The following is a 23,182-nucleotide window of genomic DNA, read 5'->3' as shown; positions in this document are numbered from 1 at the left end:
TGCACCAGATGGTGTGCCTTGCGATGTGGTGCATGGTCAGGCGGTCGCGGCGAACTCAGCCCAGACGGACGTCTGAGCGCACGTGATCTCCCAAAAGGGGCGCGAGGGCCTCTCCCCGAAAGCCGGATTGTGCGGATTGAACGGGGGCCAACCAAGGGGCTGCACCGGGAGAGGCGCCGGGGGGTTAAGCAAAGCCTTCAGCTCCAGCACATGCCGCTTGAGGTCCGCGATCTCGGCGCGGAGCTGACTGATTTCGTCGGTCATGTTGCAGTCCCTCGCGCTCACAGCCCCTCGATCGTCACAGACCCATCAGGCCAGATCGTCGTTACCTTGCGGCCCCTGCCCCTGGCATAGCGGATCGTGGCCCATGTGCCGGACTTGATGACCTCGGGGCCGTGAGGCGCGGCCACCAGTCCATCCGTCTCGTCCACAATGTCCCGGTTGCGGTCCAGATAGGGGCGCGGGTCTCTTGTGGCGTAGGCGCCGGGGCAGTCAGCCAGAAGCGCCGCATTGTCCGGCGGGTGCAGCACGATGGGCACCATCAGATCCCGAGCTATCGCGTGCGTTTGGGCATCGGCTCCGACGCATTGGCCATGATGCCATTCCACTGCCTGGGCAATGTGAAGCGCGACCTTATCGGCCTGCACCTTGGTCATGCCTTCGCGGGTGCCGGTAAAGCCGATGCGCTTGCCCCATGCGGTCATGATGCGCGCCTCTTGTGGGGTTCGGAAGGCTCGGCTCCAAGAGCGTCGGGTAGACGTGCGCCCAAAGGGGCTAGAGGAGACGTTCCGAGACGCTTCCGAATTCTGATAATTGGGTATGCTGGCGCATTAAATTTGCCACCAGCTAGGATTGAGCGCGCGGAAATCCGACCATTCGGCCTCCGTCATCTCGCGCTTTATACGGTTGCAGTCGTCGCACGCCCATATGGTGCGCTGCCCGCCCTTTGATCGGGGGTGCACATGATCCAAGGTCGGCGTAATGCCGGCGCAGGGCGCCATTTGTCGTTTGCAATACGGACAACACGTTCCGAGCGCGGCGGCATATCGGGCGATCTTGGTGAACTTGTTCGCCAATACGCATTCCATCGACTGCGGTGTTGCTTTCGGAAGAGGCGAGCGAGTACGCGCTAGAGCGATATTTGTAGGTGCGCAGTCCGCTTATTCCCCGATTTGGCCGTGAACCTCCCCAATGGGCCTTGACCATGGATCGGGAGCACTCGGACCAATCAGGGGCGTTGGCCGTCGCCCAACCGCACCCACCCGACGTGAGCTAGATCATTCCTAGTCATCGATCTGGTTGCACCCAGATCCCACGTCGCTCTGCTACGTGACTCTCAGCATAACGCGCACTCGCGCGCCTCTCTCGAAACTGTATCTCGCGAGCCGGGCGCTAATCCGGCTTCCCTGAATGCCGTTATGCTATCCGGGCTTTGCTTCATCCACTCTGGGAGTCCGCTTTCATCCGGCCAATTGCTCTCAGCCACGACAGATCAGGCACCAATGGAGGCGTGTCTGCTTTCCACGCCGCCGCGAGAATTTGGAGCGGAGAGCGGGCATCGAACCCGCCGTCACAGCTTGGAAGGCTGTTACTGCGCCTTGCAGACCCCCGCGATTAGTCCGTGCAGTCAAGCCCACGGCGGCGTCAGAATTTAAGATCTCGGGAAAGAGCCTCGCGCCTCCGGGCGCGAATCTGGCTCATAATTATTTCTCCCACATCTCGGGATCCCGACGCAAGAGATTATTTTGCGATATCCCAATTTTCTTCAAGCACTGTCGCTTTAGCGAAACGCACAGACCTGACTTTCACTGGTGGCTCTGCATCGGGGTCGGAGCTTTCTCCATCGTCTGGAAGACGATAGTGATCTGCAAGCATCTTCAGGCCTACCTTGAGCACTTCAATCAGAGCTGCGGTGGCCTGCTTTGCATTTTCGCGACCAGTCATGCGCCGGGCGATGGCTTCCAGCTTTTCCCCAACTTCCTCGGCGGAGATGACCACGGCGAGCACAAACCCCGACATATGCTTTCCCATTGCCTGAATCGCATCGCGGAACCTCTGGCGTGCGGCGGCCTGCATTTCAGCTACCGGCATATATCCAGGCGCAGACTGTGCGCCCCCGCCGCCTGTGCGCCCATAATCCATGGATGATACCGGAGACAGCCCAGCGGTAAACCAGTCGTTCAGGAGGCGAAGCCCAGCTTCGCTTTGCCGCTTCGAAAGCAGCGAGCGCGCCCGCAGCACATCCATGGGCGATTGTGTGACCTTCACAGTACGATTGGAGCTGATCTCCAACACGTCCGACATGGCGATGCGCTCAGCCGTGCCCGTTTGCTCCTTCGGATCGACGGGCTTCCTTCCCGTCCTCTTGGCCTGATCGGCGCGTTGTGAATCCCGGTAGTCCCGCCCCGCCAGATCCAGCTTTCCGGAAACCAGATCATGGCGGGCCTTCACGGCGCCGATCTCTGCGGCGGCCTCCACGGCTGCGCGTTCGCGGCGCTCCGTTCGGTCCCACGTCTGGGCGACCCGGTCATCCTCACACGCGGGTGCACGTGCACGTCGCTCCGCCGCCTTGCGCCGGCCCTCGGCGGCCGCTTTGACGTCCACTCGGGTGATGCCCGTATCGCGAATGTCGATGCGGACTGAAGGCTTCCTGTCTTTGGCCATGTGTGGTCAGTCCTTGTTCAGCGGGGATTGCGCAACTGCGCCTGATTTGAGTCCGTCAATGATCGTCATTGGCTGGTGCCTCCTAATCACCTCCTCCAAAGATTCCTAATTAGCGCTTCCAAATAACTGGTAGGGTCGGCGGCGTGTTCAGCTTTGCCAGCCGCAATCTCCAGGGCGGGGCCGTATCGGGCCACAAGATCGGCCGCACACTTTTCGCAATCAGCCGGCGTGTCGGTTGGCATTTCGGGGTATGCGGCCAACACTGCCGGGGCGCAGATATCCCGGATAGCGTTCGGAATCTCGTGCATCCGCACCGGGTGCCCGGCGATATGTTCGATTGCATCGTGAACATCAGCGAAAATTGGCCACAACAATGTGCCACTCGTGATAGTGCCGAGGATGCGAACGTGAAAAGAGCGTACTGTTTCAGTCATTTCAAGCCCTCGCACGGGTGTGGTTGCTTGGCTCCGGATTGTCTTGCGTCAACCCTCCTTTGAGCGCCGCACGCATCTTCTGCACCAGGGCAAGCTCTTCCGCCTGGCGCTGGGCAGACTCGTCTTTTCCTTCGACGGTCATCCGCTCCACTCTGCGCATGAGTATGTGCTCTCTGTTGCCAAGAGCGGCCAGCAGCGCGTCACGCTCGGATTTGGTGCCTCGGAAGAGCATGAGGCTCACGGCTCGCGATGTTTGGGCAGGTCGGGGATGTCGAGAATTTCGCCATCCGATTTGGCCAATTCCGACAAAAATTGTGCCCGTACGGCAGCCACATAATACCGCAGCGCTGACGCTACTTTACAGCACTCCGCAAAATTCAATGCCGGCGGCGAAACCTCACCATCCCCTAGAGCCGCCGCCCTTGAAGCGAGATAGTCCAGCTTTTCCGCATATGCTTCGTAGTCCATGGCTACCCCTTAGAATGGAATTTCGTCGTCCATATCGTCTCGGTTCGGCCTCGAACCCGCAGAAACCGGGGCGCGCTCAGATCGGCTAGGAGCCTCGTCAGCGGCCGCTTCACGATCGGCGCCACTTGTCCCGCTTAAAATGGTCAGTTCGCCCCTGTACGGCCTCAGGACGACTTCCGTGGTGTATTGCTCGCGCCCATCCTTCTCGTACTTGCGGGTTTCGATCTGGCCTTCGATGTAGACCGTCGTGCCCTTCTTCAAAAACCGCTCGCAGATACCGACAAGGTTTTCGTTCAGCACCGACACCCGATGCCACTCGGTGCGCTCTTTCCGTTCGCCGCTCTGCTTATCCCGCCAAGACTCGCTGGTTGCAACACTGATATTAGCAACGCGCCCCCCTGATTGAAAGCTTCGGATGTCGGGATCTCGGCCCAAATGACCGATAATAATGACTTTGTTCACAGACCCAGCCATTTCACCACCCGCCCTTATCTGCATGATTGACGCCGGCAGGATTGCCAGGGCGCCGTCGCGTTACTGCGGGAAGCGCCGCGATGGCCGCGGCTGCAATCTGCGCTGCCCGATCCACGCTTGGTCGCTCGGGCTCGCGCTCCACCTCGGCATCCAAGAGCCTGCGCAGTTGGACGGCATGCCATCGGGCTGGAAGTGAGATTTCGTCCACCAGGGCACGCAGCTCCGGCGCGGGCGGAACGAAGGTCTTGCTGCATTCGGACTTCGCCTTCAGGATCCGCCGCACGGCCTCCTGGAGCGCAAACGCGGGCGCGTCTTCGAGTGCGATCAGAAACCCCTCGGCATTTGCCGCCGCCAGGGCGGGCTCAAGCTCTCGGGTGTGGAGGCTGGCTTGCAGCACCGAGCACCATTTGCCGATATCAGCGGGCGACGCCGGTGCCAGATGTGAGGCCAAACGGGATGATGTCGCCTCCACGACCCGCCGTTGATCCTCCGTCAGCGCCCGTGCCGCCGGGATCCGCGGCCGAAAATCCTGGGTCAGTGCGTCGAGCGACTGCCTCAGCCAAGGCGGCGACATTTCGAGCGGCGCCAGAAGGGCGGCCCTGCGGTCGGTGGTGACGATGGCGTTCATCGGGTTGCTCTGGCGGTTCGGGAGCGAGGCGGCGATCACGGGCTTCGAAAATCCGGGCTCGGAAAAACTCCCAAGACCCGATCTTCCGGTTCATCTTGTCCGGCTTGCGCTTCCTTCGAGCCACCACCTCCCGAATGGTCGGGATGATGTCTAATTCCAGATCGCACCCGCCATCCAGGCAGTTCAGGATCGGGGAAAGCTGACAAAGGGCCGGCGATGTGGGATCAAGCTCGTCCGCTCCAGCCTGCCTCAATGCATCCTCAAGCGCGTCAAGCGACGATCGGTCTCTCGGAAACCCAGCCTCGTGCACCTGCACGTGTGCGGGAAAGCCCAGCTCTTCATTTCCTTTCCCTTCCTCTTCCTTTTCCCTTCCCTTCCCTTCCCCATATGCGTGCACCTGCTCTGCATATGCATCGTCATGCGGCGCATATGCGTGCACGTGCATTGCACTGCTTTGCATATGCGTTGCAGATTCCGGGGCTGGAATTGTCGAGGCCGCCTCGCGTAGATTGACGTTCTGATGCCGGCTGAAGGACGGGATGTAGCCGAAAGATTCCCCATCGACCTCGTATCTGGTGACGAACCCGCCTGCCTCCATGGCGTCGAGAACAGCAGAGAAATCTACGTCGTCGTATGGCATAACATCGACCTTGAGTGCGCGCGGCCGCCACTTGAACCGCCCCTCCCGATCGCAGCAGGTGAAGAGCCCCATGAACGCCAGGCGCACCGGCAATCCCGTTCTCGCCTCAAGGTCGAACAGGCTCTCGTGCTTGAAAAGTTCAGGCTTGATGGTCCGGATGCGCGCCATTAACAGCCCCCCACGAACACGTTGACATTTAGGGCCAATGGTCCTATCTTGTGTGGATAGACAGAGGAGCCGGTCTCATGCCTTCCACCAACCCACTCATTTCCGCCGCTCTTGCAATGCCGAAGACCCACGCTGTGGTCACGACCTATGCAGATGGGCAGATCAAGACCTTCCAGACGCGAAGCATCGGTTCGGCCGAAAGCTTCGCTATCGGAGAGCGGCGCAAGATTGGGCGCGACCTGATCAGCCGGGAGACTGGCGCAACGGTTCGCGTTATCTCCGTCGTGGTGGAGGCCTTGTGAAACAGGCAGAGCTTGAGCGCCGCGCGTCCGCGATTTATGGGGCGGATTGGCAAACACCTCTCGCAAAAAGGGTTTGCGTAGACCCTCGCACTGTCCGGCGGTGGAAGGCTGGTGATCGTGATATCCCGGCATGGATGGAATGGGCTTTGGGAGTTCTTGAGCGGAACCCAAAGGAACGTTGAGCCGCGCGTTATTCATTCAGCGGCCTCTTGCGTCGAGATATGCGCCGATGAACTGCGCAGCCGGACGATGGTCGATCGCGTTTCCGATGGCGCGCAGTTTATCCACTCGGGCGGGTATCCGAGCTCCCAGCCAGCGAACTCCGGGTGGAGGGAGCCGGCGCCATTTTCCATCGGGGCATTCGAGGTATTGGCAACCGTCGATACTTGCGACGGCAGTGGAGAACCCCCGGCTCCAAAACTCATGTTCGGTCCACCCTTCTCCCCATCCGAAGCCCGGACGGTCGACCAAAGAGCAATTTCCACCACTTGTTCGGTCAGCCATGTTTGATGGCGGCCCGGCACTGTCGCTCGGGTCTTGTTGCCCTTCTCTCCTTCGCTTGCTTGGCACGTGCGCCACGTCGCCATGACCATCGTAGCCAATGGCATCCCGCCCTGGGCATATCGGTTGGTCCGCATGCTCACGCTGTCCTGCGTCACGGTCGGCCACAAACCAATACCGATCCCTGAAATGGTCCGCGTCCGCGCTCGCGGCCTCCATCGGGATTGCCCCCACGGCGTATCCCATTTCGACCAGATCACCTCGCACGAGGTTGAGCCACTCAGGCGCTCGCGCAACCTGCTCTCCAAACAGAACTGGAGGGCGTCCGACCTCGATAAGGCCTCTGAATACTGGCCAGAGGTGTCGTTCGTCGGCGAATCCTTTTCGTTTGCCACTGATGCTGAATGGCTGGCAGGGGCAAGAGCCGGTCCACACCCTCCAATCTTCAGGCCATCCGGAAACTGCGAGGGCAAAGGGCCACCCACCAAGGCCGGCGAAGAAATGGCATCTGCGGAACCCTCGCAGGTCATCAGGCCGAACATCGACAATTGAGCGCTCATCGACGTATCCAGGAGGTATAAGCCCTTCCGCGATGAGGTTGCGGAGCCATTGCGCGGCATAGGGGTCGAATTCGTTGTAATAGTCGCGGGCATTCATGCGGCCTCCCGGACTTGCTCTGCATTATGGATGGTCAGAGTTGTGGTGTGTCCGGTCGTGACCTCGCTCCCTGAGAGGATGTGCATGGTCATGCGGCGGTCTCCCTATTGAAGGTATTCACTTGATACCCCCAAGCATTGACAACTGCTTTGCAGGCGTTGGGCGTTCTACAAACATGTCAGGCTGCGCGTACGCCTTGCGGATGCGCTCGCACGACAGATCAAACCACCGCTCGTTTTGCTCGATTCCGATAAACGAACGGCCCATCTTGGCGCAGGCAACGCCGGTGGTGCCGGAGCCCATGAACGGGTCGCAAATGGTTTCGCCGGGGCGCGTAAAGTCGCCAACTATTTCCATCATCAGCGCCAACGGCTTTTCGGTCGGGTGCTCACCCTGCCGGTTGGTGTTGACGCAGTGCGTATAGATTCCGCGCTTCCCGCCGCCATTCCAAAGATTCATGAGGTAAAATGCGAGTTCTGGCCTTCGCTTGCATCGCAGCCACGCCTTCGACTTGCGCAAGCGCTCAATCTGAAGAGGCATATAAGGGAGGCAGCGGACGTCTATGATCTCTGCGCTCATTCAGCGGCCTCGGCCGCGAACAGATCGCCGCGCTTACGCTTAGCCTCCGACACGTTCTTCACCGCTTGACGGAAATAGGACGGCTTGAGTTCGATCCCGATGCCTCGTCGCCCCATCTCGACCGCACAGAACACCTCGCTCCCAATGCCGAGAAATGGGGTCAGCACCACATCGCCAGGCGCGCTCCACAAGTCGATTGCCCGTTCGATGACGTCTAGCTGCAATGGCGAAATATGCTGCTCGTCCTTGTCGTCGCGCGCATTGCGATATTGGAGAGTCCTGGTCTGGTCGATGTCCATCCAAACCGGCGATGCATAGCGCTGCCACACCAGTACAGACACCCACATTTCATAAGGCCACGGCGGTCCACATTCCGGCGGACGTTCACGACACTGGCGATCGTATGCCGCCCGGCTGAAGTCGAGGCCGGTCCCGACGAAATCTTCAAACATTCCGGCGACAGGCTCAGGGTTCTCCCCCGGCTTGCGGAACATCATCAGATAATCAGCGAGGCCCTGCCCGGACATGGCACTGTCCTTGACCACCTGCTTATGCAGGAGGCGGATGGACTTCGTGCGCTGCTGAGCGACGACCGGGTCTTTCCAGATGCAGACCTCAGAGTGAAAAATCCATCCTGCGTCCTCATAGGCACGCACGATCTCACCGCGGAAATCACGTATTCCGATATACCCGTGACGGCCCTTGCTGGTGGGAAGTTGCATGCAATGGACGCCATGAAGGCGGCCAGGCATGGTCACCCGAAGCAATTCCTGGATCAGGAAGGCGTAGTGCTCCCAGAACTGCGGGCCCTCATTGTTCGAGATGTCGCGGTCATAGTTCGAGAATTTGTACAGACCCTCGAACGGTGGGGAGTGAATGCCAAAGTGGATCGAAGCACCCGGAATGCCCCGGATAAGCTCGCAGGCATCGCCATGGTAAAGAGCATAGTCTTCGGTCACCACCTGCTCGACCGCCTTGATTCCATCTGCTTGTTTCATGCTGTGTCTCCGAGCCAAGAAGGGAGAATCAGAGGAACCTGGGGTGCGTAATTTGGACGGTCACGCACAACCCCGCGCACCGCTCGCATCGACAGGTCAGCCATATGCATGACCATCGCCGCCGCCATCCGATCAGCGTCGGCCTCTTTCCGGCGGATGTTTGCCACGACTGCACCTTCGGTCTCTGCCGCCACGAAATGGACGTTCACGGGCTTTGTTTGTCCGAAGCGCCAGAAGCGGCGAATAGCCTGGTAGATCTGTTCCCAACTATCGGAGAGGCCGACAAAGCCAGTGTCAGCGCAGTGCTGCCAGTTCATGCCAAATCCGGCAATCGAAGGCTTTGTCACGAGGACACGGATATGGCCTTCGCTGAAATCGATCAGCTTGCGTTCTTTGGTGCGTTCGTCGTCGGCACCGGAAAGCTCGACAGCTTCCGGGATGATCCGCACCAGCGCATTGCTCTCCGCATTGAGATTGCACCACCATACAAACGGACGATCATCAGGCGTGATCTTCGCAGCCAGCGCCACCCGTTCATCAACGGTGCTCCGGCGCGCCGCGAGGCGCTCCTGAAGCGTAACGGCCTCCATCGGGAAAAGAAGGCCGGTTTCAAAGCTCGGCACATAATCCACGCCAACTGTGTGCTGGTGCTGGCGGAGCGGCGGAAGGGTATAATCCCCGTCCTCGTATCCGAGATCTGACGGCTTTCGTAGCATCACGGCCCATGAAGCCATCCACTTCCAGAATTCTCCTTCCGCGTGGCCTTTGAGACGCCATTTGCGCGTATCGCCGCCATCATGGGTGAAGAAGGTGGCGAGCATGTCTGTGTAGGACATGATGCCAAGAAATTCGGCGTGATTACCGAGTTCCATGAAGTCATTCGGCGCTGGCGTAGCCGTTGCGGCGAGACGAAAGGGGATACCCGCGCACGCCTCGATGAGATGACTGCGATAATGGCCATCGGAACTCTTGAGGATCGAGCTCTCGTCCAAGATCACGCCGCCAAAGCGCGAAAGATCGAAACGATCAAGCTTCTGATAATTGGTGATGTTCGTACCGGAGAGGCATTCCGATTGGTCATGCACCTGACGCGCTATTATGCCAAACTTGTCCGCCTCGCGCGCCATCTGCGCCGAGACAGCCAGCGGAGCGAGATGCAGGATGTCCTGCCCTGTCTCGCGATGGACCGCATCCGCCCACACCAATTCCATCAGGCTCTTGCCGAGGCCGGTTCCGGCAAAAAGCGCGGCACGACCGCGTCTAAGCGTCCAAGCTGTGATGTCGCGTTGGAAATCAAAGAGCACCTCGGGCAGACTATGAATTTCGGTCAATCCCGTCGGTGGATCAGGAATTGCCTTACGATCGAGGAATGCGTGATAATCCACGAGCGCGCTCATGATCCGCCCCGCTCATTGGCACGGGCGGCTCGTTTCTCCACGACACGCTCCATGAACTCTGCCAACGCCCACTTGCTCGTGCAACGTTCCCGCAGCCGGTCCATCTGCTGTTCGGTGAGCTTGAAATTGGCGTCTCTGGTGACGCCGCATTGGGTCACGAAGGACTCAAATTCCTGCTCTGAAAGCTTGGCCTCATCGGCCAGGGCTGGGATATCGAATTGGCTCATGATTTTGCCTCGACCTGCGCGCGCAGGGCGGCAACATCTGAGGCGACACGAACGTCTCGAAGCAGCAACGCATCAATGCGTCGGATGGCGTGTAGCACTGTTGTGTGATCGCGACCGCCGAAGCGGCGACCGATCTCCGGCAGCGAACACAAGGTCAGGGTCTTCGCCAAGAACATCGCGATGTGCCTTGGCATGATGAGATTGGCTGTCCGTCGCTCCGACAGCAGATCCACGCGTGAAATGCCGTAATAGCTGCAAACAGCACGCTGAATACGCATGATCGGTGGGACCTGTGGGTTTACGGAAAGCCAATCTCGTTGAGGTGGTGGCGCGGGCCGGATGGTTTCATCGATCTTGTCCAAGCCTGAAACCATTCGCGCATGGGCAATGCGGGCGCGCCGCTCCTCTTGGAGCCTGCGTTCACGCTCGAGGCGCTCCGCCTCTGCGCGCTCTTGTTGCTCAACGAGCGCCCGTTCTTCCGCCTCGCGCTTAAGATTGGTCAGGCGAATATGCCGGCGAGCGGCGGCGTCCAAACGCGCACGACGGGCGCGGGCCGCAATGCGCTGGGCTTGGAGCGCAGGAACGTTCACAGCCGTGTCTACCAATCGCATGGCCGCCCCCTAGATCTGCCAACCGCTGCCGAGCGAAATGATCTTTGGCGCCGCTCGCATGGGCACGGTCTGTTCGAAATCCGTGATCTCGGGATCGGCCTTGCGATAGCCAGCCGCCTCCATAGCCGCGCAGAAGGCGTCGTTCATCGCAACGAGTTCACGCCGCTCCCACCAGTCGCGAGAGGCCTTCTCCTCAGCCACGACGTGCACTCTCGGCGGGCGCGTCAGGTGCATCCGCTGGATCTTGTCGCCAATGGCGCAGGGTGAACGCGCAAACCCGGACTCCGCAAAGTGAGCGGAAATATTCGCTATCGTCAGCCCCTTTGACAGGAGTGAGCGCAGAAGGTGTTCTTCCTGTCCGGTCCAGAGCGTGCTCATTGTTCTTCTGCCTTACGATCAGCGGTTGCGAAGGCCTTCACATGCTCAGCGCATTCGAGCACCCGAGCTGCATCGGAAAGCCGGAGAACAATCAGCGGATCCTTTCGATCCGCCTTGATGACGAGGCCGTAATTGCCTTCAAGCCAGGCGTAGATCCTGGCAAAGCCCGTGGCCCGTGCCTTGACTTCTAGGCGCTCGTCTTGGCCAAGGACGGGGACATGTACATCGCCGCCGAACCGATCCGATGCGCGGGCAATTGCGCCCTGACCAGACAGAGGCACACGCTCGGCGCATAGGCCGAAATCCTGCAGCAGCTTGACGATCGCGCGCTCTATGCGGGCGCCCTTGTCGCGAGATTTCTTGCCCATCAGAGGAAGATGCCGAGGGCCTGGGCATAGAGTTCCACGATCGCCTCGTGCTCTTTGCGTTCCTCCACGTCCTGGCGGCGCATAGCGAGGATTGCCTTGATCGCCTTCACGTCGAACCCGTTTGCCTTGGCCTCAGCGAAGACGTCACTGATGTCGTCGGCGATAGCTTTGCGTTCTTCGGTCAGGCGTTCAACGCGTTCGATGAACGACTTCAGTTGCTCCTTCGCGAAGCCGGCGGGGGCTTCAGCGGACTCGGGGGCAGACGAGTGGTGTGAGTTATCTTCGAACATTGGAAAATCTCGCTGTTTAGATGGACCGGCCGACTTGCGCGGAAGGCACGAGCGTGAACGACCTCTGTCCAGTCCGCGCTCGGCGCGCGCTGACCTTGGCTATGTGGTTCCGGATAACCTCGCCGCCCATCGTGGAGCCGGTCAGCCAGTCGAGGGCGGCTTGCCTGGGGAAACGCCAACGGCGATCCGGATCAATAGCTTCCGGGGCGCGCTGTGCGGCAAACCCGTGGGAAAGACAGAAGTCTTTCATGGCGCGCGTGATGATGCCGCCAGTAGTGCCGCGTACACGCCCATCTCGGGAGATGCCGGCCATGTCCATGATGTCGCGCGAAGTGACGGTGCCCGCCATGTCAAAGGACGGAACGATCGGAGCGCTCTTCATCCGCTCGATCTCATGGCCAAGGCGGACCACCTCTTCCAGGACCAATTCAACGCCGGCCCGCATGTCCTCAGTGCTTTTGTGCGTCACCGATTTGACCACACCACCGATCCGGCGCCAGACGGACTCGGGCAACGTCACCTCGCCATCGGCAACCGCCTTGGCGACATCCCGCACGACGAAATAGGCGTCCTGCATGGCGTCGTGCAGCGCCCATGCCAGATCGTCGTTCCAGCCCTTGACGATCTTGCCGTATCCCCGCTCGGTGAAGAGGAGAACCTTGTCAGGCGTTCCGCCCTGTGGGCGACTGAAACCAAGCGTCCGAATTTCGGACGGCTCCTTAATCTCATGAAAATCAACAGCTTCCACGAAGCGGGTCCGGTGCGCGTTGAACTGCTTGCGCGCTTGGCCCTCCGCCTTCTCGTGGACGGTGTCGATCTGCTTGAGCGTCACGACACGCTCGCCCTTGTATTCCACCGTCGCCACGGTCTTCCCGAGCACGGTCACGACTTCATGGTTCATGCTGGCCTCAGGCGTAGTTGCCGCTTCAATCAAGCGGCGGAGTTGAGCCGCCGAGTTGAGTGGGGACCGGATGTCCGATGGTGATTTTGGGAAAGGGACGCTCAGGGGCGGCTCGCATGCGAAGACAATAAGCTTCGGATGCTTTCCGCCGTCGACCACGTCAAAGGCGACGCCGTGTTCGTCACATACGTCTGCCATCGCCTGGAAGCATGGATTTGTTCGAATATTGCCCATTGCGCCCCATCCTGGCTGAAGTCCGGATCCATGTTGCTCGTAACTACTTGTCGGAGCGGCCTATCCACTCTCCCAGGTTGATCCACCTGCGACCGTGCTTAACCGTTCGCCGCATCATCCATTGGCGGACTGGCCAGGGAAGCCAGTTCCTCAAGGCGCGACAGACGCGCCCGTAATTCCGCAATTTCCCCATTGAGTTGTGCCTCTTCGTGAGCACGCATCAGGCCCCGCACCCGATCAAGCTCTTCTGCGCGGACACGCCCGCGCCCGTACCAAAGATCAAACGCTCGGTTGTAACCAAAGCCAGTCTTGCGAGAGACCTTGGCAATCAACGCTTTTACGCTTTCACCGGCATGGACCGGCTCGGCCAAACGCCGAAGGCCCATACTCATCTCGACTGAAACAGACGACGCGGTCATTTCGCGCTCACAAGGATTTTGGGATTTGCAACACTGATTTTGGGGAAACGGCATCTCGGTCTCCGATACCTTTGGGCCATCGGAGTTGGAGACAACGAATGCTTGCGAAGACGCGCACCACGACTGAACTTGCAGGGACGGACGCGGCGCGTGCGAATAAAGGCCCCAGCCAGAAGGCCGGGGAAGTTAGCGCGGGGGAGGAAATCCGCGCGGGAGGATGGCAGTCCATCGGAGCCCTTGCGGCTTCCGTGATGGACAAATTGAGGTTGCCAGCGGATCGCACCGCCGCTGGCGCCGGCTGTGAAACGGGAACGCCGGCACGAGATATCGGCCTTCCCGCTGCGATTTGGAATGGAGGCTTCGGACATGCCTAACCCCCGTATCGGCAAACGAAATAGATTGTTTCCGTCAGGACGTAGGCGGCGGCAAAGACGATGCCCGCGTACCTGTGGCGCATGAGGCCGCGCAGTGTCAGGGGCTCATGAGCCCTCTGGACCTGCCGCGAGACTGGGGCCGGCCTGGGTTGCGGGCCGGCGAGATCGTCAAGGAGCTGGTTGCGCGCGAGGATGCTCATGCAGCGCCCCCACGAATTCCCGTATTTCTGCGGGCGTAATATCCATCACAGGCACGAAGTGCAGCAGCCAATCGCCGCTGATGTTTTTCGAATTTCGTGCAACGGACGCTATGATCTGCAAGCTCATTCAGGCTCGCGCTGATCATTGCTCGCGTCGGGAACTTCGGAGCAATTACCAAATTCTCGTTGGAAAGAATGCGAGAAAGTGCGGAAACGCTCACGCCAGCCCCTGACTGGATCAAAATCCAGTCCAGAGTTCCGCCCGGCTTGCGCTTATCGACGTAGCTTCTCGCGCCATCCCAAATCTCCCGCACCAACTGATGCAGAGCATTGGGGGATTTTACGCCAGCCTCTTGGGCACAATGGACAATGGCATATCCGTACTCATGGACGCAGGCGCGCCACTCTGGCGACATGCTATCCACGTCCGCCCAAGACCGTTGCGGGCGGGAATCCTGAAGATAGGCGTTGCTCATGCTGCGCCCTCCTCACGTGCACGTGCACGAGGGGAGACGTTGGCGTGCGCTTTCTCCAGCACCTCAAACGTGACGGGAAAGCCGCGCTTCTTCGCCTCCTCAACCACCCGAGGCCAGCGTCTGGCCGGGATCGAGTTCCGAGTTTTCATGACGTGAGCGTGGCTGACCTTCACGCCGATATCTCCGGCGAACTCCGGCACGGAACTCCAAAGGCTGATGATGCTGTCGGCGTCTCTCATAGCTACAATTGCTACATCACGTAGTCACTCACGTCAACTACCTCATGTAGTAATTTTATCGCTACGTTTTGCGCCATGAAAACCCGTGGCGAACGCTTGAAATTCCTTAGAGACCGCGCCGGCTTTAGATCAGCCCGTGATGCGGCAATGCACTTCGGTGTGGCGGTATCAACGTTCAACGCTCACGAGCGCGCTGGCTCCCCTGGCGGCCGGGACTTCGATGTCGATGCCGCAACGAAATATGCCAGATGGTTTCGGAGCAATATGCTGTGGCTGTTTCACGGACGCGGGTCGCCCGATGCCCACATTGAAAGCAGCGTGATTGCAGAGGATCAGGAAGCCCCTGATAGGGATGAGCCTATGACGATCGGCTCTGAAACTGGCCGACGCGGGCTGCCTAAGGACACCTCTGCTCAGATTGATGTCACTGCGGGCATGGGAGGAGGTGGCCTTACCGTCATCTCAGAGGGCGTACCAGGCAAGAGCGGCATGACCTTTGCTGCCGAGCACGTAAGAGATTTTTGGCGGCTACCCCAAGAGGTGACGTCAGCGCTCGGCCTCAGGGCTGCCGATATCGTCGTAATCCCCGTGCAGGGCGACTCTATGGCGGATACCCTTTCAGAGGGCGATTACGTTTTCGTGGATACGAGGCACCGCCTCCCCTCCCCCGATGGCCTTTATGTGCTGACCGACGATTTCGGTGGTCTAATAGTTAAGCGCCTCGAGATGGCTTCGCACCCGCGCGATGAGGAAGCGACGGTACGGATCATATCGGACAATCCGCGACACGCGCCAAAGGAGCGGTTGCTCGCAGATCTCCAGATCATTGGGCGCGTGGTCCGGCGGTTTGGTGTGGTTGGTTGAGCGCCACCATCACCCGCTAGTGACATAGCGTCGCGCGAATGCGCGCACAATCGCGTTGACATGGGTGCGTAATTTACGCATTTTGTTTTTATGCATTGTGTCTCACAAACACCAGCATTCGTGCGGGCCGCCGACAGCGTCGGCATGAGCGAAGATGAGATTGACGCACTGGTCGATCATTTAGCTCGGAACCCAATGGCGGGCGATGAAATTCCTGGCACGGGCGGCTGTCGCAAGCTGCGGTGGGCCGGGAAGGGCGTAGGCAAGAGAGGCGCATTCCGGACTATCACATTTTACACAGGTTCTGAATTACCGGTGTATCTGATCACTGTGTTCGCGAAGGGCGAGAAGGCGAACCTGACGCAGGCCGAGCGAAATAAGCTCGGCAAGTTCACAAAGATGATCGTGGATGCATACCGGCTAAAAGTTGTTTCGGTAGGAGAAGGACGATGAGCAGGAAGGCATTCGACAAAATCGCAGAAGGGCTTGGGGAAGCGCTTGCGATTGCGCGTGGGGAAATGCAGCCCGCTAAGCTTCATGTGCCTGCTGAGATAAATGTCCGAGCTATCCGAGCAAAGCTGAGTGCCTCGCAGGAGGATTTTGCTTCAACATTCGGCTTTACGGTTCACCAGATTAGGCAGTGGGAGCAAGGTCGCGTTCGGCCGCTCGGTGCCACACGAGCCTATCTAATGATCATCGACAGGGACCCTGATGGCGTTCGCGAAATGCTCCGAGCCGCCACGAAGGAGTCGATGAAGGCCGCCTGATTCACGCCTCACGGCACGTTAAGCCCGCCCAGCCTGGCGGGCTTTTTTGTGGCCTGATGCATTCGTACCGTGTAGCAACACATTCTGCGAAATTGCTACGATTGGTAGTTGACATAGCTACGTGACGTAGTAACTTCATCCTCATCAACCAAGCGATGGGGATCGCAGACATGACCACCGAGCGCCAGATCGAACAGCTCACCGAGGCCGCCGCCGACCTCCGCACCCAGGCCGAGAAATACCTCGCCAAGGGCGGCAAGTACGCCCAGCGGATCGCGGCCCAGCTCCAAGCAGACGCCGCCCGCACCGAAGCCCTCGCCCTCCAGATTGGAGGGTGAGGAGATGCACGAGATCATCCACCAGCCCCTGCGCCGCGAGAAGAAATACAACGCTGCCCGCAAATGCGGCCGCCCGCTGGGCAAGCGATGAGCCCGGCGAAGATCCCCGCCGCGAACACGGCACCTATTACACAAGCAACGGCATGAGGGCAGCATGAACGCCCACGGCATCCGCGACGACTTGCTCAAGATCATCGGCCACCTCGGAACGGCGGAAGTGCAAAGCCTGCCGAGCGATGACCAGATCATCATGGATCACGTGCGCGAAGCCCTGGAAATCGCCCGGGCTGCGCTGACCGCCACCAACACACAGGCGCCTGCGCTGAACGATGCAGCCTGCCTCAAGGGATGGAGCGCCTGATGGCCAAGATTGTCCGCACTTCCACAAAAGCCACTGGCGGCGTTACTCCGGAAGAACTGGAGAAGATGCGCGCCCACACCGAAATGTGGATCAAGCGCGCTTTCCGCACCGACCCGATTGACCCCGACAAGATCATCCCGGCGATCAAGGGATTGTACGCCGCAGCCGGCTTGAAAGAGCCGAGGATTGTCATCGCCCCGTCCCCGCTTGTTATGGCATTCGCATACGGAGCGTCTGCGGCAATCTGGCATAATCGTGGGCAGCGCAGCGCGACCGACAGCGCGACCGGCAGCGCGACCGACAGCGCGACCGACAGCGCGACCGACAGCGCGACCGACAGCGCGACCGACAGCGCGACCGACAGCGCGACCGACAGCGCGACCTACAACGCGACCTACAACGCGACCCGCATCGCGACCGACAGCGCGACCGACAGCGCGACCCGCAGCGCGACCCGCATCGCGACCGACATCGCGACCCGCATCGCGACCGACAGCGCGACCGGCAGCGCGACCGGCAGCGCGACCGGCAGCGCGACCCGCAGCGCGACCTACAACGCGACCCGCAGCGCGACCCGCATCGCGACCGACAGCGCGACCGGCAGCGCGACCCGCAGCGCGACCCGCATCGCGACCGACATCGCGACCCGCATCGCGACCGACAGCGCGACCGGCAGCGCGACCGGCAGCGCGACCGGCAGCGCGACCCGCAGCGCGACCGGCAGCGCGACCGGCAGCGCGACCGGCAGCGCGACCGGCAGCGCGACCGGCAGCGCGACCCGCAGCGCGACCTACAACGCGACCCGCAGCGCGACCCGCATCGCGACCGACAGCGCGACCGGCAGCGCGACCGGCAGCGCGACCGGCAGCGCGACCCGCAGCGCCGAAAAAGACGCCGCTCAGGCGTGCTTCGACCTGGCAGGAGAATTCGGCCTCATGTGCGCAGCCCGGTGGGGGAATGTCTACCAGGGCGGAAACATGTGGGCAGCATACGACAGTTATCTGACTGCTATGCGCGACATCATCGGTCTACAGCTCCCCGAGCACCGCGCGTATGCAAGCTGGGAACAAGCGGCGATCGAGGGCGGATTTCGCGTCATGCATCCCGAGTTTTGCATCGTCAGCGATTTCCCTGAATTCATCCGGATCGATGATCAGCGCCGCCCACATTGCGAGAACGGGCCAAGCCACCGGTGGCGGGATGGGTGGTCCCTCTACCACTGGCACGGAACCCGTATTCCGGCTGAGTGGATCGAACAGAAGGACAGACTGACGGCGCAAGCCGCTCTCAGCCAGACGAACTTGGAGCTGCGCCGCGCGGCAATAGAAATCGTCGGATGGCACCACGTCCTGCGGGATCTCGGCGCCAAAGTGATCGACGAACACCCCGACCCGCATTGCGGTGCTCTCGTTGAAGTTCAGCTTCCCGATCTCGATCGCAAGAGCCTGTTCATTCACGCGCGCTGCGGCACGGACCGAGAATTCGCGATTGGCGTACCCCCTGAATGCTCGACGGTGGTCGAAGCGCAGGCGTGGCTGACGGGGCTCCCCGTCTCCGAGTTCCAGTTTCCCTCAATCCGTACTTGACCAGCAGAAAGACCAAACCATGAAGATCATCGAAACTCTTGGCGCGCAGGGCGAAATTCGCATGTTCCGCGTCGACGCTCTTCCGGCCAAGGGGTTGACGCCCCTCAAGCGTGAAGGCGGCCACCTCATCATTGGCCACAGCGAAACCGGCCACCACCATGTGCTGGTGGCTGAGCGGGCGCAGGTTTTCGAGGCGGATACCGCCCCCGAAGGGATGCGCATCCTCTTCGCAGTGCTCGACAGCGCCGGCACGCTGGAGCACCTGCGCGGTCACGACACGCACGCGCCGCATGCCTTCGAGCCCGGCGACACGATCATGTTCCGCACGGATCGCGAATATGACCCGTATGCGGAACTTGCCCGCCGCGTTGCCGACTAGCCCATGACCGGCGACCTCATCCTCCTCGGCATCGGCGCCGTGTGCGCCTTCCTGGTGTTCGCGCCTTTGCTGCGCCGGACCATTCCCCGCGACCCTCTGGACGATGCCCATGGGGATGTCCCGCAATGGACACCGGAGATGGGCGATGACTGACCGCGATTTCAGCCGCGCGGAAGAATGCATAGGCCGCCAGATCCAGCAGCAAGCGATCCTGGCTGAGATCTATGCGCGACAGACATTGGCATCGCGGGAAATCGCGATGCGGATCGAGCTTCTCAAGATCAGGAATGGAGGCCGCCGTGGCTGAAGCTGCATATCTCGACGAAATCGACGACCTCGCCTTGGCACAACCGGCTTCCCCGGTCCGGGGTGGAGTGCCCGCTACGCGCTCTGCTCCCAGGGCTGTTGCGCAGCGCCGGGCGTCGTCCCCGAAATCTGATGCCGGATCAATCCTCGGTGCCATCATGAATGCGGCGTCAAACGCCGCGATTGATGCCGACAAGGTCGAACGCCTGATGGCGATGTATCGCCAGATCCGGGCTGACGAGGCCCGGCAAGCATACCTCTTCGCCCTGCCTCTCATGCAGAACGAACTTCCGATGATCGACCAGAACGGTCGCATCGTCATCAGGGATAAGGGTGGTGAGCGGATTATCCAGGAGACCAAATACGCGCGCTGGGAAGACATCAACGAGGCGATCCAACCCGTCCTTTTCCGGCATGGGTTTGGCCTCTCCTTCCGCCTCAGCGCGGCGCCGGATGGAAAGCAGATTGTCACCTGCGTTCTCAGCCACCGGGACGGCCACCAGGAAGAAACCTCCATCACCCTGATGCATGACAGCACCGGGAGCAAGAACAGTGTCCAGGCTGTCGGCAGCACCATCAGTTACGGCCAGCGCTACACGGCGCGCGCGCTGACGAACTTTCAGAGCCGGGCGCGCGAGGATCGCGACGACGACGGGAAGGCTGCCGGCGCCGGAGAAACCATTTCTGCCGGGCAGGTGGATCAACTCCGCCTGCTGATCGACGAAACCGGCTCCGACATCCGCCGCTTCTGCGCCCACTTCAAGATCGGCGCCCTGATTGATTTGCCTTCGGGCGAGTTCGGCCGGGCGCTCACCATGCTCAACGCCAAGCGAAAGGCCTCGTGATGGACCTCGAACTCATCACCATCGAGCCGGCGAGCGCCCTTGTCGTTTTCACTACGCCCAAGGCGATTGATCCCTTCCTAGCCAAAGTGCGGGAGGAAATCGATGGCTTTTCCGGCGACATGACGACAGCGAAGGGGAGAGCCGAGATCAAGTCGATGGCCCACAAGGTCACCAAGGTGAAAACCCGCCTGGAGGCCATTGGGAAGCAGCTCGCAGACGATCAGAAGGAAATCCCGAAGAGGATCGACGCCACGCGCAAGCTGGTCCGCGACACGCTGGACAAGTGGTCCGACGAGGTGCGCAAGCCGGTCACGGAATGGGAAGAGGCGGAAGAGGCGCGCGTTGATCGCCACAAGTGGGCAATTGCGCGGATTGAACAGCTTTCCGGCATCGCCCACTTGAATATTCCCGCCGAGCAATTGCGTAGTGCGCTCGCTGAAGTCGAGGCCGTGACGGTCGGCCCCGAGTGCGAAGAATATGAAGCGGCCTATGCCAAGGCCAAGGGAGCCGCCGTTGCGGCCCTGTCCGCCGGCATCGAGGCTCGCGAGAAATACGACGCCGAACAGGCCGAGCTTGCGGCCCTGCGTGCCGCCGCAGAGGAGCGGGCCAAAAAGGACCGGGAAGAGCAAATCGCTCGCGACGCGGCGGAAAAAGCAACCCGCGACGCCGAGGCAAAAGCCGCTGCTGAAAAGCAGAAGGCGGAAGACGATGCCCGCCGCGAACGGGAAGCGGCGGAGGCGCGCGAGCTGTCCCTTAAGCGGGTAGCAGAAGAGGCGGAACAACGTGCGGCCCAGGCGATCGAAACGGTGCGGCAAGAGCAGGAGACCGCGCGGCTCGCTGAGGAGGCGGAGACCAAGCGGCGCGAAGCAAACAAGGCACACCGCACCAAGATCAATCGCGCCGCACTGGAAGCGTTCGTGGCATGCGGGATTTCCGAGGACATCGCCAAGGAAGTCCTGAAGCTGATCATCCTTCGCGCCATCCCCGCAATCTCCATTCAATACTGAGGCGCGCAATGATCCTTTTTTGGGACACCGAAACCACGGGCTTCTTTGATGACAGGCTTCCCGTCGATCACGATGCGCAGCCCTACATCGTGCAGTTGGCCGCCCAACTCTGCCAAGACGACGGCGCACCTGTGTCCGGCTTTTCCCTGATCGTGGACCCGGGCATCAGCAACGGCATCTTCATTCCCGAGAAGGCCGCCGCTGTCCACGGCATCACGAACGAACGCGCTGTCCAGCTTGGATGTTCGTCGCAGTTTGCCCTGTCCGCCTTCACGCACCTGTACCAGCGGGCAGACATCATCTGCGCTCACAACGCCAAATTCGACAAGGGCGTGACCGAGGCGGCGATTTCCCGCCATTACGGTCGAGTGATGCCGCTCCGCAAGCCGGTGTTCTGCACCATGGATGCGGCTAGCCCCATTATCAACCTGCCGCCAACCGAGCGGATGCTGGCGGCCGGCTTCACGAAGCCTAAGCCCCCCAAATTGGAGGAGTGCATTCGTCATTTCTTCAACGAAGAATTGGAAGGCGCCCACGACGCGATGGTGGACGTCAACGCCTGCCGCCGCGTCTATTTTCACCTCAAGACCTTGGGGGCCGCGTCGTGATGCAGATCATTGATTGCGTGCAGGGCACCGACGAATGGTTCCGCGCCCGCGCTGGCATCCCGACTGCCTCGGAATTCTCCACCGTCATGGCGTCCGGCCGGGGCGGCGGGGAAAGCAAGACCCGTCGCACGTACATGCTCAAGCTCGCGGGGGAGATCCTCACCGGCGAACCCATGGAGCGGTTCACGAACGGCGCCATGGAGCGCGGCCACGCGATGGAGGACGAAGCCCGCAGCGCCTATGCCTTCATCAAGGACGTAGAGCCGGTGCAGGTCGGGTTCATCGTGAACGGGCCGAAGGGCTACAGCCCCGACAGCCTTATCGGGAATGACGGCCTCTTGGAGATCAAGACGGCGGCGCCGCATCTCCTGATCGACAAGCTGCTGTCCGGCGAATTCTCTCCCGAGCACAAGGCGCAATGCCAGGGCGGCTTATGGGTCGCGGAGCGGGAGTGGATCGACCTCGTCACCTATTGGCCGAAGCTGCCGCCGCTGATCGTCCGCGCCGTCCGAGACGAAGTCTATATCGCCGGCCTGGCGCGCGCAGTTGATCAGTTCAACGAAGAGCTTGCCGAGGTGGTGGAGCAGATCCGCCGCTATGGCGAGAGGATCGCAGCATGAGCGACGCCTTCGAAGGCCAGGCGCGAGCCCTGCACACGCCCGCACCGTGCTCCGTCGCCACTTACGACCCGCGGGTTGTTCTCGGCAGCAACGGGCAGAAACTTGGCCGCGCGCACATCAACGGTGACAGGCTCTTGCACAACGAAGCCGTTGCCAACGCCCGGCTTTGGGCCGCAGCGCCCGCCATGGCGGAAGAGCTGTCAAAGCTACGCGCGCGAGCGGAAGCGGCGGAAGCGGAGCGCGACCGGCTGGCGGCGGCCTGCAGAGCGCTCGTTGAAGCTTGCGACAATGGCCCTCCGCTCCAAATCGTCAAGAACGTCGGTGCCGCATGCGACCTCGCTCGCGCCGCCCTCTCCAGCACCACGGAGCAGTCATGAGCAGCGAGAAGAACGACGGCGCGGCGCGCATCGCGGAAGGGCTTGCGGACGCGGCTGCGATTGCCTCTGGCGAAAAGCCGGCGCCGGTGATCCACATCAATGGGCACGCGTATGTGCCGAAGAAATCGCTTGATGAACTCGTGGCGGAGCGCGACCGGCTGGCGGCAGCGCTGGAGCGAGTATTTAAGTTTCCAGGCTGCATCGTCGTTCTTGACGGTAGGAATCGACACGGCTCGCACGTGATTATGTCCCTTCCCTCGAACCTGCCGGCAGAAGCAGAGGGCGACGTGATCGAGTGTGCTGAAGAGGTTTTACAGGCCGCTGAGGCGCTCGGCTTCCAAATAGGAGATGCCGTTTGGACGGAATGGCACTGGAACCCGCCGCAAATGGGTGATTATGGACGCGCTGAGTTGCCCGGATATTGGGAGTTTATTCGGGTAGACGAAGAGCTAACGTGCGCCGCCCTCTCCCTCTCCCGTAAGCAGGGAGGGTGAGAG

General features: G+C 60.9%; 38 protein-coding genes and 1 tRNA gene. 16 read left to right on the top strand and 23 right to left on the bottom strand.

Going from position 1 to position 23,182, the window contains the following annotated elements; all coding sequences use genetic code 11:
• Nucleotides 1–36: 36 nt before the first annotated feature.
• The 10 genes from V5F68_RS04475 to V5F68_RS04430 all read right to left on the bottom strand — a co-directional run bounded on the left by V5F68_RS04475 (nucleotide 37) and on the right by V5F68_RS04430 (nucleotide 5,476).
• Nucleotides 37–264 carry a hypothetical protein gene (locus V5F68_RS04475; protein ID WP_394016081.1) on the bottom strand — a complete coding sequence of 76 codons (228 nt, stop codon included), beginning with the start codon at nucleotides 262–264 and terminating at the stop codon, nucleotides 37–39.
• A 17-nt stretch (nucleotides 265–281) separates the two neighbouring features.
• Nucleotides 282–704, bottom strand: coding sequence for a hypothetical protein (locus V5F68_RS04470; RefSeq protein ID WP_394016082.1), 423 nt, complete (start codon nucleotides 702–704; stop codon nucleotides 282–284).
• An 836-nt stretch (nucleotides 705–1,540) separates the two neighbouring features.
• Nucleotides 1,541–1,612, bottom strand: a tRNA-OTHER gene (locus tag V5F68_RS04465).
• Between the two features lie 128 nt (nucleotides 1,613–1,740).
• On the bottom strand, nucleotides 1,741–2,664 hold the full coding sequence (locus V5F68_RS04460; RefSeq protein WP_394016084.1) for a DUF6456 domain-containing protein: 924 nt from the start codon (nucleotides 2,662–2,664) through the stop codon (nucleotides 1,741–1,743).
• 86 nt (nucleotides 2,665–2,750) lie between these two features.
• Nucleotides 2,751–3,098, bottom strand: a complete 348-nt coding sequence (locus V5F68_RS04455; RefSeq protein ID WP_445322320.1) for a DUF7736 domain-containing protein — start codon at nucleotides 3,096–3,098, stop codon at nucleotides 2,751–2,753.
• 1 nt (nucleotide 3,099) lies between these two features.
• Nucleotides 3,100–3,339, bottom strand: coding sequence for a hypothetical protein (locus V5F68_RS04450; RefSeq protein ID WP_394016085.1), 240 nt, complete (start codon nucleotides 3,337–3,339; stop codon nucleotides 3,100–3,102).
• The gene (locus V5F68_RS04445) at nucleotides 3,336–3,566 is read right to left on the bottom strand and encodes a hypothetical protein (RefSeq protein WP_394016086.1); all 231 of its coding nucleotides are present in this window, start codon (nucleotides 3,564–3,566) and stop codon (nucleotides 3,336–3,338) included. Before V5F68_RS04445 ends, V5F68_RS04450 begins: the two co-directional genes overlap by 4 nt.
• A 9-nt stretch (nucleotides 3,567–3,575) precedes the next feature.
• On the bottom strand, nucleotides 3,576–4,040 hold the full coding sequence (ssb, locus tag V5F68_RS04440; RefSeq protein ID WP_394016109.1) for a single-stranded DNA-binding protein: 465 nt from the start codon (nucleotides 4,038–4,040) through the stop codon (nucleotides 3,576–3,578).
• Nucleotide 4,041: 1 nt separating this feature from the next.
• Complete coding sequence (locus V5F68_RS04435) at nucleotides 4,042–4,437, bottom strand: hypothetical protein (RefSeq protein ID WP_509274665.1); 396 nt, start codon at nucleotides 4,435–4,437, stop codon at nucleotides 4,042–4,044.
• Nucleotides 4,438–4,456: 19 nt separating this feature from the next.
• On the bottom strand, nucleotides 4,457–5,476 hold the full coding sequence (locus V5F68_RS04430; protein ID WP_394016088.1) for a hypothetical protein: 1,020 nt from the start codon (nucleotides 5,474–5,476) through the stop codon (nucleotides 4,457–4,459).
• Nucleotides 5,477–5,553: 77 nt separating this feature from the next.
• Between V5F68_RS04430 and V5F68_RS04425 the strand changes: the two genes are divergently transcribed.
• Nucleotides 5,554–5,778, top strand: a complete 225-nt coding sequence (locus tag V5F68_RS04425) for a hypothetical protein (RefSeq protein ID WP_394016089.1) — start codon at nucleotides 5,554–5,556, stop codon at nucleotides 5,776–5,778.
• 198 nt (nucleotides 5,779–5,976) lie between these two features.
• Here the strand turns inward: V5F68_RS04425 and V5F68_RS04420 are convergent, their stop codons facing one another.
• The 13 genes from V5F68_RS04420 to V5F68_RS04360 form a co-directional block, all read right to left on the bottom strand.
• Entirely contained in the window at nucleotides 5,977–6,936 is a 960-nt protein-coding gene (locus V5F68_RS04420; protein WP_394016090.1) for a DNA cytosine methyltransferase, read from the bottom strand.
• Between the two features lie 117 nt (nucleotides 6,937–7,053).
• Nucleotides 7,054–7,515 carry a DNA methyltransferase gene (locus tag V5F68_RS04415; protein WP_394016091.1) on the bottom strand — a complete coding sequence of 154 codons (462 nt, stop codon included), beginning with the start codon at nucleotides 7,513–7,515 and terminating at the stop codon, nucleotides 7,054–7,056.
• Complete coding sequence (locus V5F68_RS04410; RefSeq protein WP_394016092.1) at nucleotides 7,512–8,513, bottom strand: DNA-methyltransferase; 1,002 nt, start codon at nucleotides 8,511–8,513, stop codon at nucleotides 7,512–7,514. The genes V5F68_RS04415 and V5F68_RS04410 overlap by 4 nt, the downstream gene beginning before the upstream one ends.
• Nucleotides 8,510–9,910, bottom strand: a complete 1,401-nt coding sequence (locus tag V5F68_RS04405) for a DEAD/DEAH box helicase (protein WP_394016093.1) — start codon at nucleotides 9,908–9,910, stop codon at nucleotides 8,510–8,512. The genes V5F68_RS04410 and V5F68_RS04405 overlap by 4 nt, the downstream gene beginning before the upstream one ends.
• Nucleotides 9,907–10,137, bottom strand: coding sequence for a hypothetical protein (locus tag V5F68_RS04400; protein WP_394016094.1), 231 nt, complete (start codon nucleotides 10,135–10,137; stop codon nucleotides 9,907–9,909). The genes V5F68_RS04405 and V5F68_RS04400 overlap by 4 nt, the downstream gene beginning before the upstream one ends.
• A complete protein-coding gene (locus V5F68_RS04395) occupies nucleotides 10,134–10,748 on the bottom strand; it encodes a helix-turn-helix domain-containing protein (RefSeq protein WP_394016095.1) in 615 nt (204 codons plus the stop codon). Before V5F68_RS04395 ends, V5F68_RS04400 begins: the two co-directional genes overlap by 4 nt.
• Before the next feature lie 9 nt (nucleotides 10,749–10,757).
• A complete protein-coding gene (locus tag V5F68_RS04390) occupies nucleotides 10,758–11,126 on the bottom strand; it encodes a hypothetical protein (RefSeq protein ID WP_394016096.1) in 369 nt (122 codons plus the stop codon).
• Nucleotides 11,123–11,494, bottom strand: coding sequence for a hypothetical protein (locus tag V5F68_RS04385; RefSeq protein ID WP_394016097.1), 372 nt, complete (start codon nucleotides 11,492–11,494; stop codon nucleotides 11,123–11,125). The genes V5F68_RS04390 and V5F68_RS04385 overlap by 4 nt, the downstream gene beginning before the upstream one ends.
• Entirely contained in the window at nucleotides 11,494–11,784 is a 291-nt protein-coding gene (locus tag V5F68_RS04380; RefSeq protein ID WP_394016098.1) for a DUF2312 domain-containing protein, read from the bottom strand. Before V5F68_RS04380 ends, V5F68_RS04385 begins: the two co-directional genes overlap by 1 nt.
• Nucleotides 11,785–11,800: 16 nt before the next feature.
• Nucleotides 11,801–12,919: an ORF6N domain-containing protein gene (locus tag V5F68_RS04375; RefSeq protein WP_394016099.1), complete on the bottom strand. Its 1,119-nt coding sequence runs from the start codon at nucleotides 12,917–12,919 to the stop codon at nucleotides 11,801–11,803.
• A 98-nt stretch (nucleotides 12,920–13,017) separates the two neighbouring features.
• Entirely contained in the window at nucleotides 13,018–13,392 is a 375-nt protein-coding gene (locus V5F68_RS04370) for a hypothetical protein (RefSeq protein WP_394016100.1), read from the bottom strand.
• Nucleotides 13,393–13,908: 516 nt separating this feature from the next.
• The gene (locus tag V5F68_RS04365; RefSeq protein WP_394016101.1) at nucleotides 13,909–14,388 is read right to left on the bottom strand and encodes a hypothetical protein; all 480 of its coding nucleotides are present in this window, start codon (nucleotides 14,386–14,388) and stop codon (nucleotides 13,909–13,911) included.
• Nucleotides 14,385–14,627 carry a hypothetical protein gene (locus V5F68_RS04360; RefSeq protein ID WP_394016102.1) on the bottom strand — a complete coding sequence of 81 codons (243 nt, stop codon included), beginning with the start codon at nucleotides 14,625–14,627 and terminating at the stop codon, nucleotides 14,385–14,387. The genes V5F68_RS04365 and V5F68_RS04360 overlap by 4 nt, the downstream gene beginning before the upstream one ends.
• Before the next feature lie 75 nt (nucleotides 14,628–14,702).
• On the opposite strand from V5F68_RS04360, the gene V5F68_RS04355 reads away from it, so the two are divergent.
• From V5F68_RS04355 to V5F68_RS04285, 15 genes are all read left to right on the top strand, one after another.
• A complete protein-coding gene (locus tag V5F68_RS04355) occupies nucleotides 14,703–15,491 on the top strand; it encodes a S24 family peptidase (RefSeq protein ID WP_394016103.1) in 789 nt (262 codons plus the stop codon).
• A gap of 144 nt (nucleotides 15,492–15,635) precedes the next feature.
• On the top strand, nucleotides 15,636–15,944 hold the full coding sequence (locus V5F68_RS04350; protein ID WP_509274664.1) for a type II toxin-antitoxin system RelE/ParE family toxin: 309 nt from the start codon (nucleotides 15,636–15,638) through the stop codon (nucleotides 15,942–15,944).
• Nucleotides 15,941–16,258 (top strand): helix-turn-helix domain-containing protein, encoded by a 318-nt coding sequence (locus tag V5F68_RS04345; protein WP_394016105.1) that lies wholly within the window; start codon nucleotides 15,941–15,943, stop codon nucleotides 16,256–16,258. Before V5F68_RS04350 ends, V5F68_RS04345 begins: the two co-directional genes overlap by 4 nt.
• A gap of 170 nt (nucleotides 16,259–16,428) precedes the next feature.
• On the top strand, nucleotides 16,429–16,596 hold the full coding sequence (locus V5F68_RS04340; RefSeq protein ID WP_394016106.1) for a hypothetical protein: 168 nt from the start codon (nucleotides 16,429–16,431) through the stop codon (nucleotides 16,594–16,596).
• A 154-nt stretch (nucleotides 16,597–16,750) separates the two neighbouring features.
• Entirely contained in the window at nucleotides 16,751–16,957 is a 207-nt protein-coding gene (locus tag V5F68_RS04335) for a hypothetical protein (RefSeq protein ID WP_394016107.1), read from the top strand.
• On the top strand, nucleotides 16,957–18,543 hold the full coding sequence (locus V5F68_RS04330) for a DUF6745 domain-containing protein (protein WP_509274663.1): 1,587 nt from the start codon (nucleotides 16,957–16,959) through the stop codon (nucleotides 18,541–18,543). The genes V5F68_RS04335 and V5F68_RS04330 overlap by 1 nt, the downstream gene beginning before the upstream one ends.
• A gap of 19 nt (nucleotides 18,544–18,562) precedes the next feature.
• On the top strand, nucleotides 18,563–18,922 hold the full coding sequence (locus tag V5F68_RS04325) for a DUF8820 family protein (RefSeq protein ID WP_394016169.1): 360 nt from the start codon (nucleotides 18,563–18,565) through the stop codon (nucleotides 18,920–18,922).
• A gap of 3 nt (nucleotides 18,923–18,925) precedes the next feature.
• On the top strand, nucleotides 18,926–19,075 hold the full coding sequence (locus V5F68_RS04320; RefSeq protein ID WP_394016168.1) for a hypothetical protein: 150 nt from the start codon (nucleotides 18,926–18,928) through the stop codon (nucleotides 19,073–19,075).
• Nucleotides 19,068–19,229, top strand: a complete 162-nt coding sequence (locus V5F68_RS04315; RefSeq protein WP_394016167.1) for a hypothetical protein — start codon at nucleotides 19,068–19,070, stop codon at nucleotides 19,227–19,229. The genes V5F68_RS04320 and V5F68_RS04315 overlap by 8 nt, the downstream gene beginning before the upstream one ends.
• The gene (locus tag V5F68_RS04310) at nucleotides 19,222–20,073 is read left to right on the top strand and encodes an ERF family protein (RefSeq protein WP_394016166.1); all 852 of its coding nucleotides are present in this window, start codon (nucleotides 19,222–19,224) and stop codon (nucleotides 20,071–20,073) included. Before V5F68_RS04315 ends, V5F68_RS04310 begins: the two co-directional genes overlap by 8 nt.
• Nucleotides 20,073–21,080, top strand: a complete 1,008-nt coding sequence (locus V5F68_RS04305) for a hypothetical protein (protein ID WP_394016165.1) — start codon at nucleotides 20,073–20,075, stop codon at nucleotides 21,078–21,080. Before V5F68_RS04310 ends, V5F68_RS04305 begins: the two co-directional genes overlap by 1 nt.
• An 8-nt stretch (nucleotides 21,081–21,088) precedes the next feature.
• On the top strand, nucleotides 21,089–21,688 hold the full coding sequence (locus V5F68_RS04300; RefSeq protein WP_394016164.1) for a 3'-5' exonuclease: 600 nt from the start codon (nucleotides 21,089–21,091) through the stop codon (nucleotides 21,686–21,688).
• Entirely contained in the window at nucleotides 21,688–22,308 is a 621-nt protein-coding gene (locus V5F68_RS04295; RefSeq protein ID WP_394016171.1) for a lambda exonuclease family protein, read from the top strand. The genes V5F68_RS04300 and V5F68_RS04295 overlap by 1 nt, the downstream gene beginning before the upstream one ends.
• A complete protein-coding gene (locus tag V5F68_RS04290) occupies nucleotides 22,305–22,685 on the top strand; it encodes a hypothetical protein (RefSeq protein ID WP_394016163.1) in 381 nt (126 codons plus the stop codon). The genes V5F68_RS04295 and V5F68_RS04290 overlap by 4 nt, the downstream gene beginning before the upstream one ends.
• Nucleotides 22,682–23,179, top strand: a complete 498-nt coding sequence (locus V5F68_RS04285) for a hypothetical protein (protein ID WP_394016162.1) — start codon at nucleotides 22,682–22,684, stop codon at nucleotides 23,177–23,179. The genes V5F68_RS04290 and V5F68_RS04285 overlap by 4 nt, the downstream gene beginning before the upstream one ends.
• Nucleotides 23,180–23,182: the final 3 nt, after the last annotated feature.

The organism is Roseixanthobacter pseudopolyaromaticivorans, assembly GCF_043195145.2.
Lineage (GTDB): Bacteria > Pseudomonadota > Alphaproteobacteria > Rhizobiales > Xanthobacteraceae > NCEH01.
This window is presented reverse-complemented; position numbering and strand designations above follow the sequence as displayed.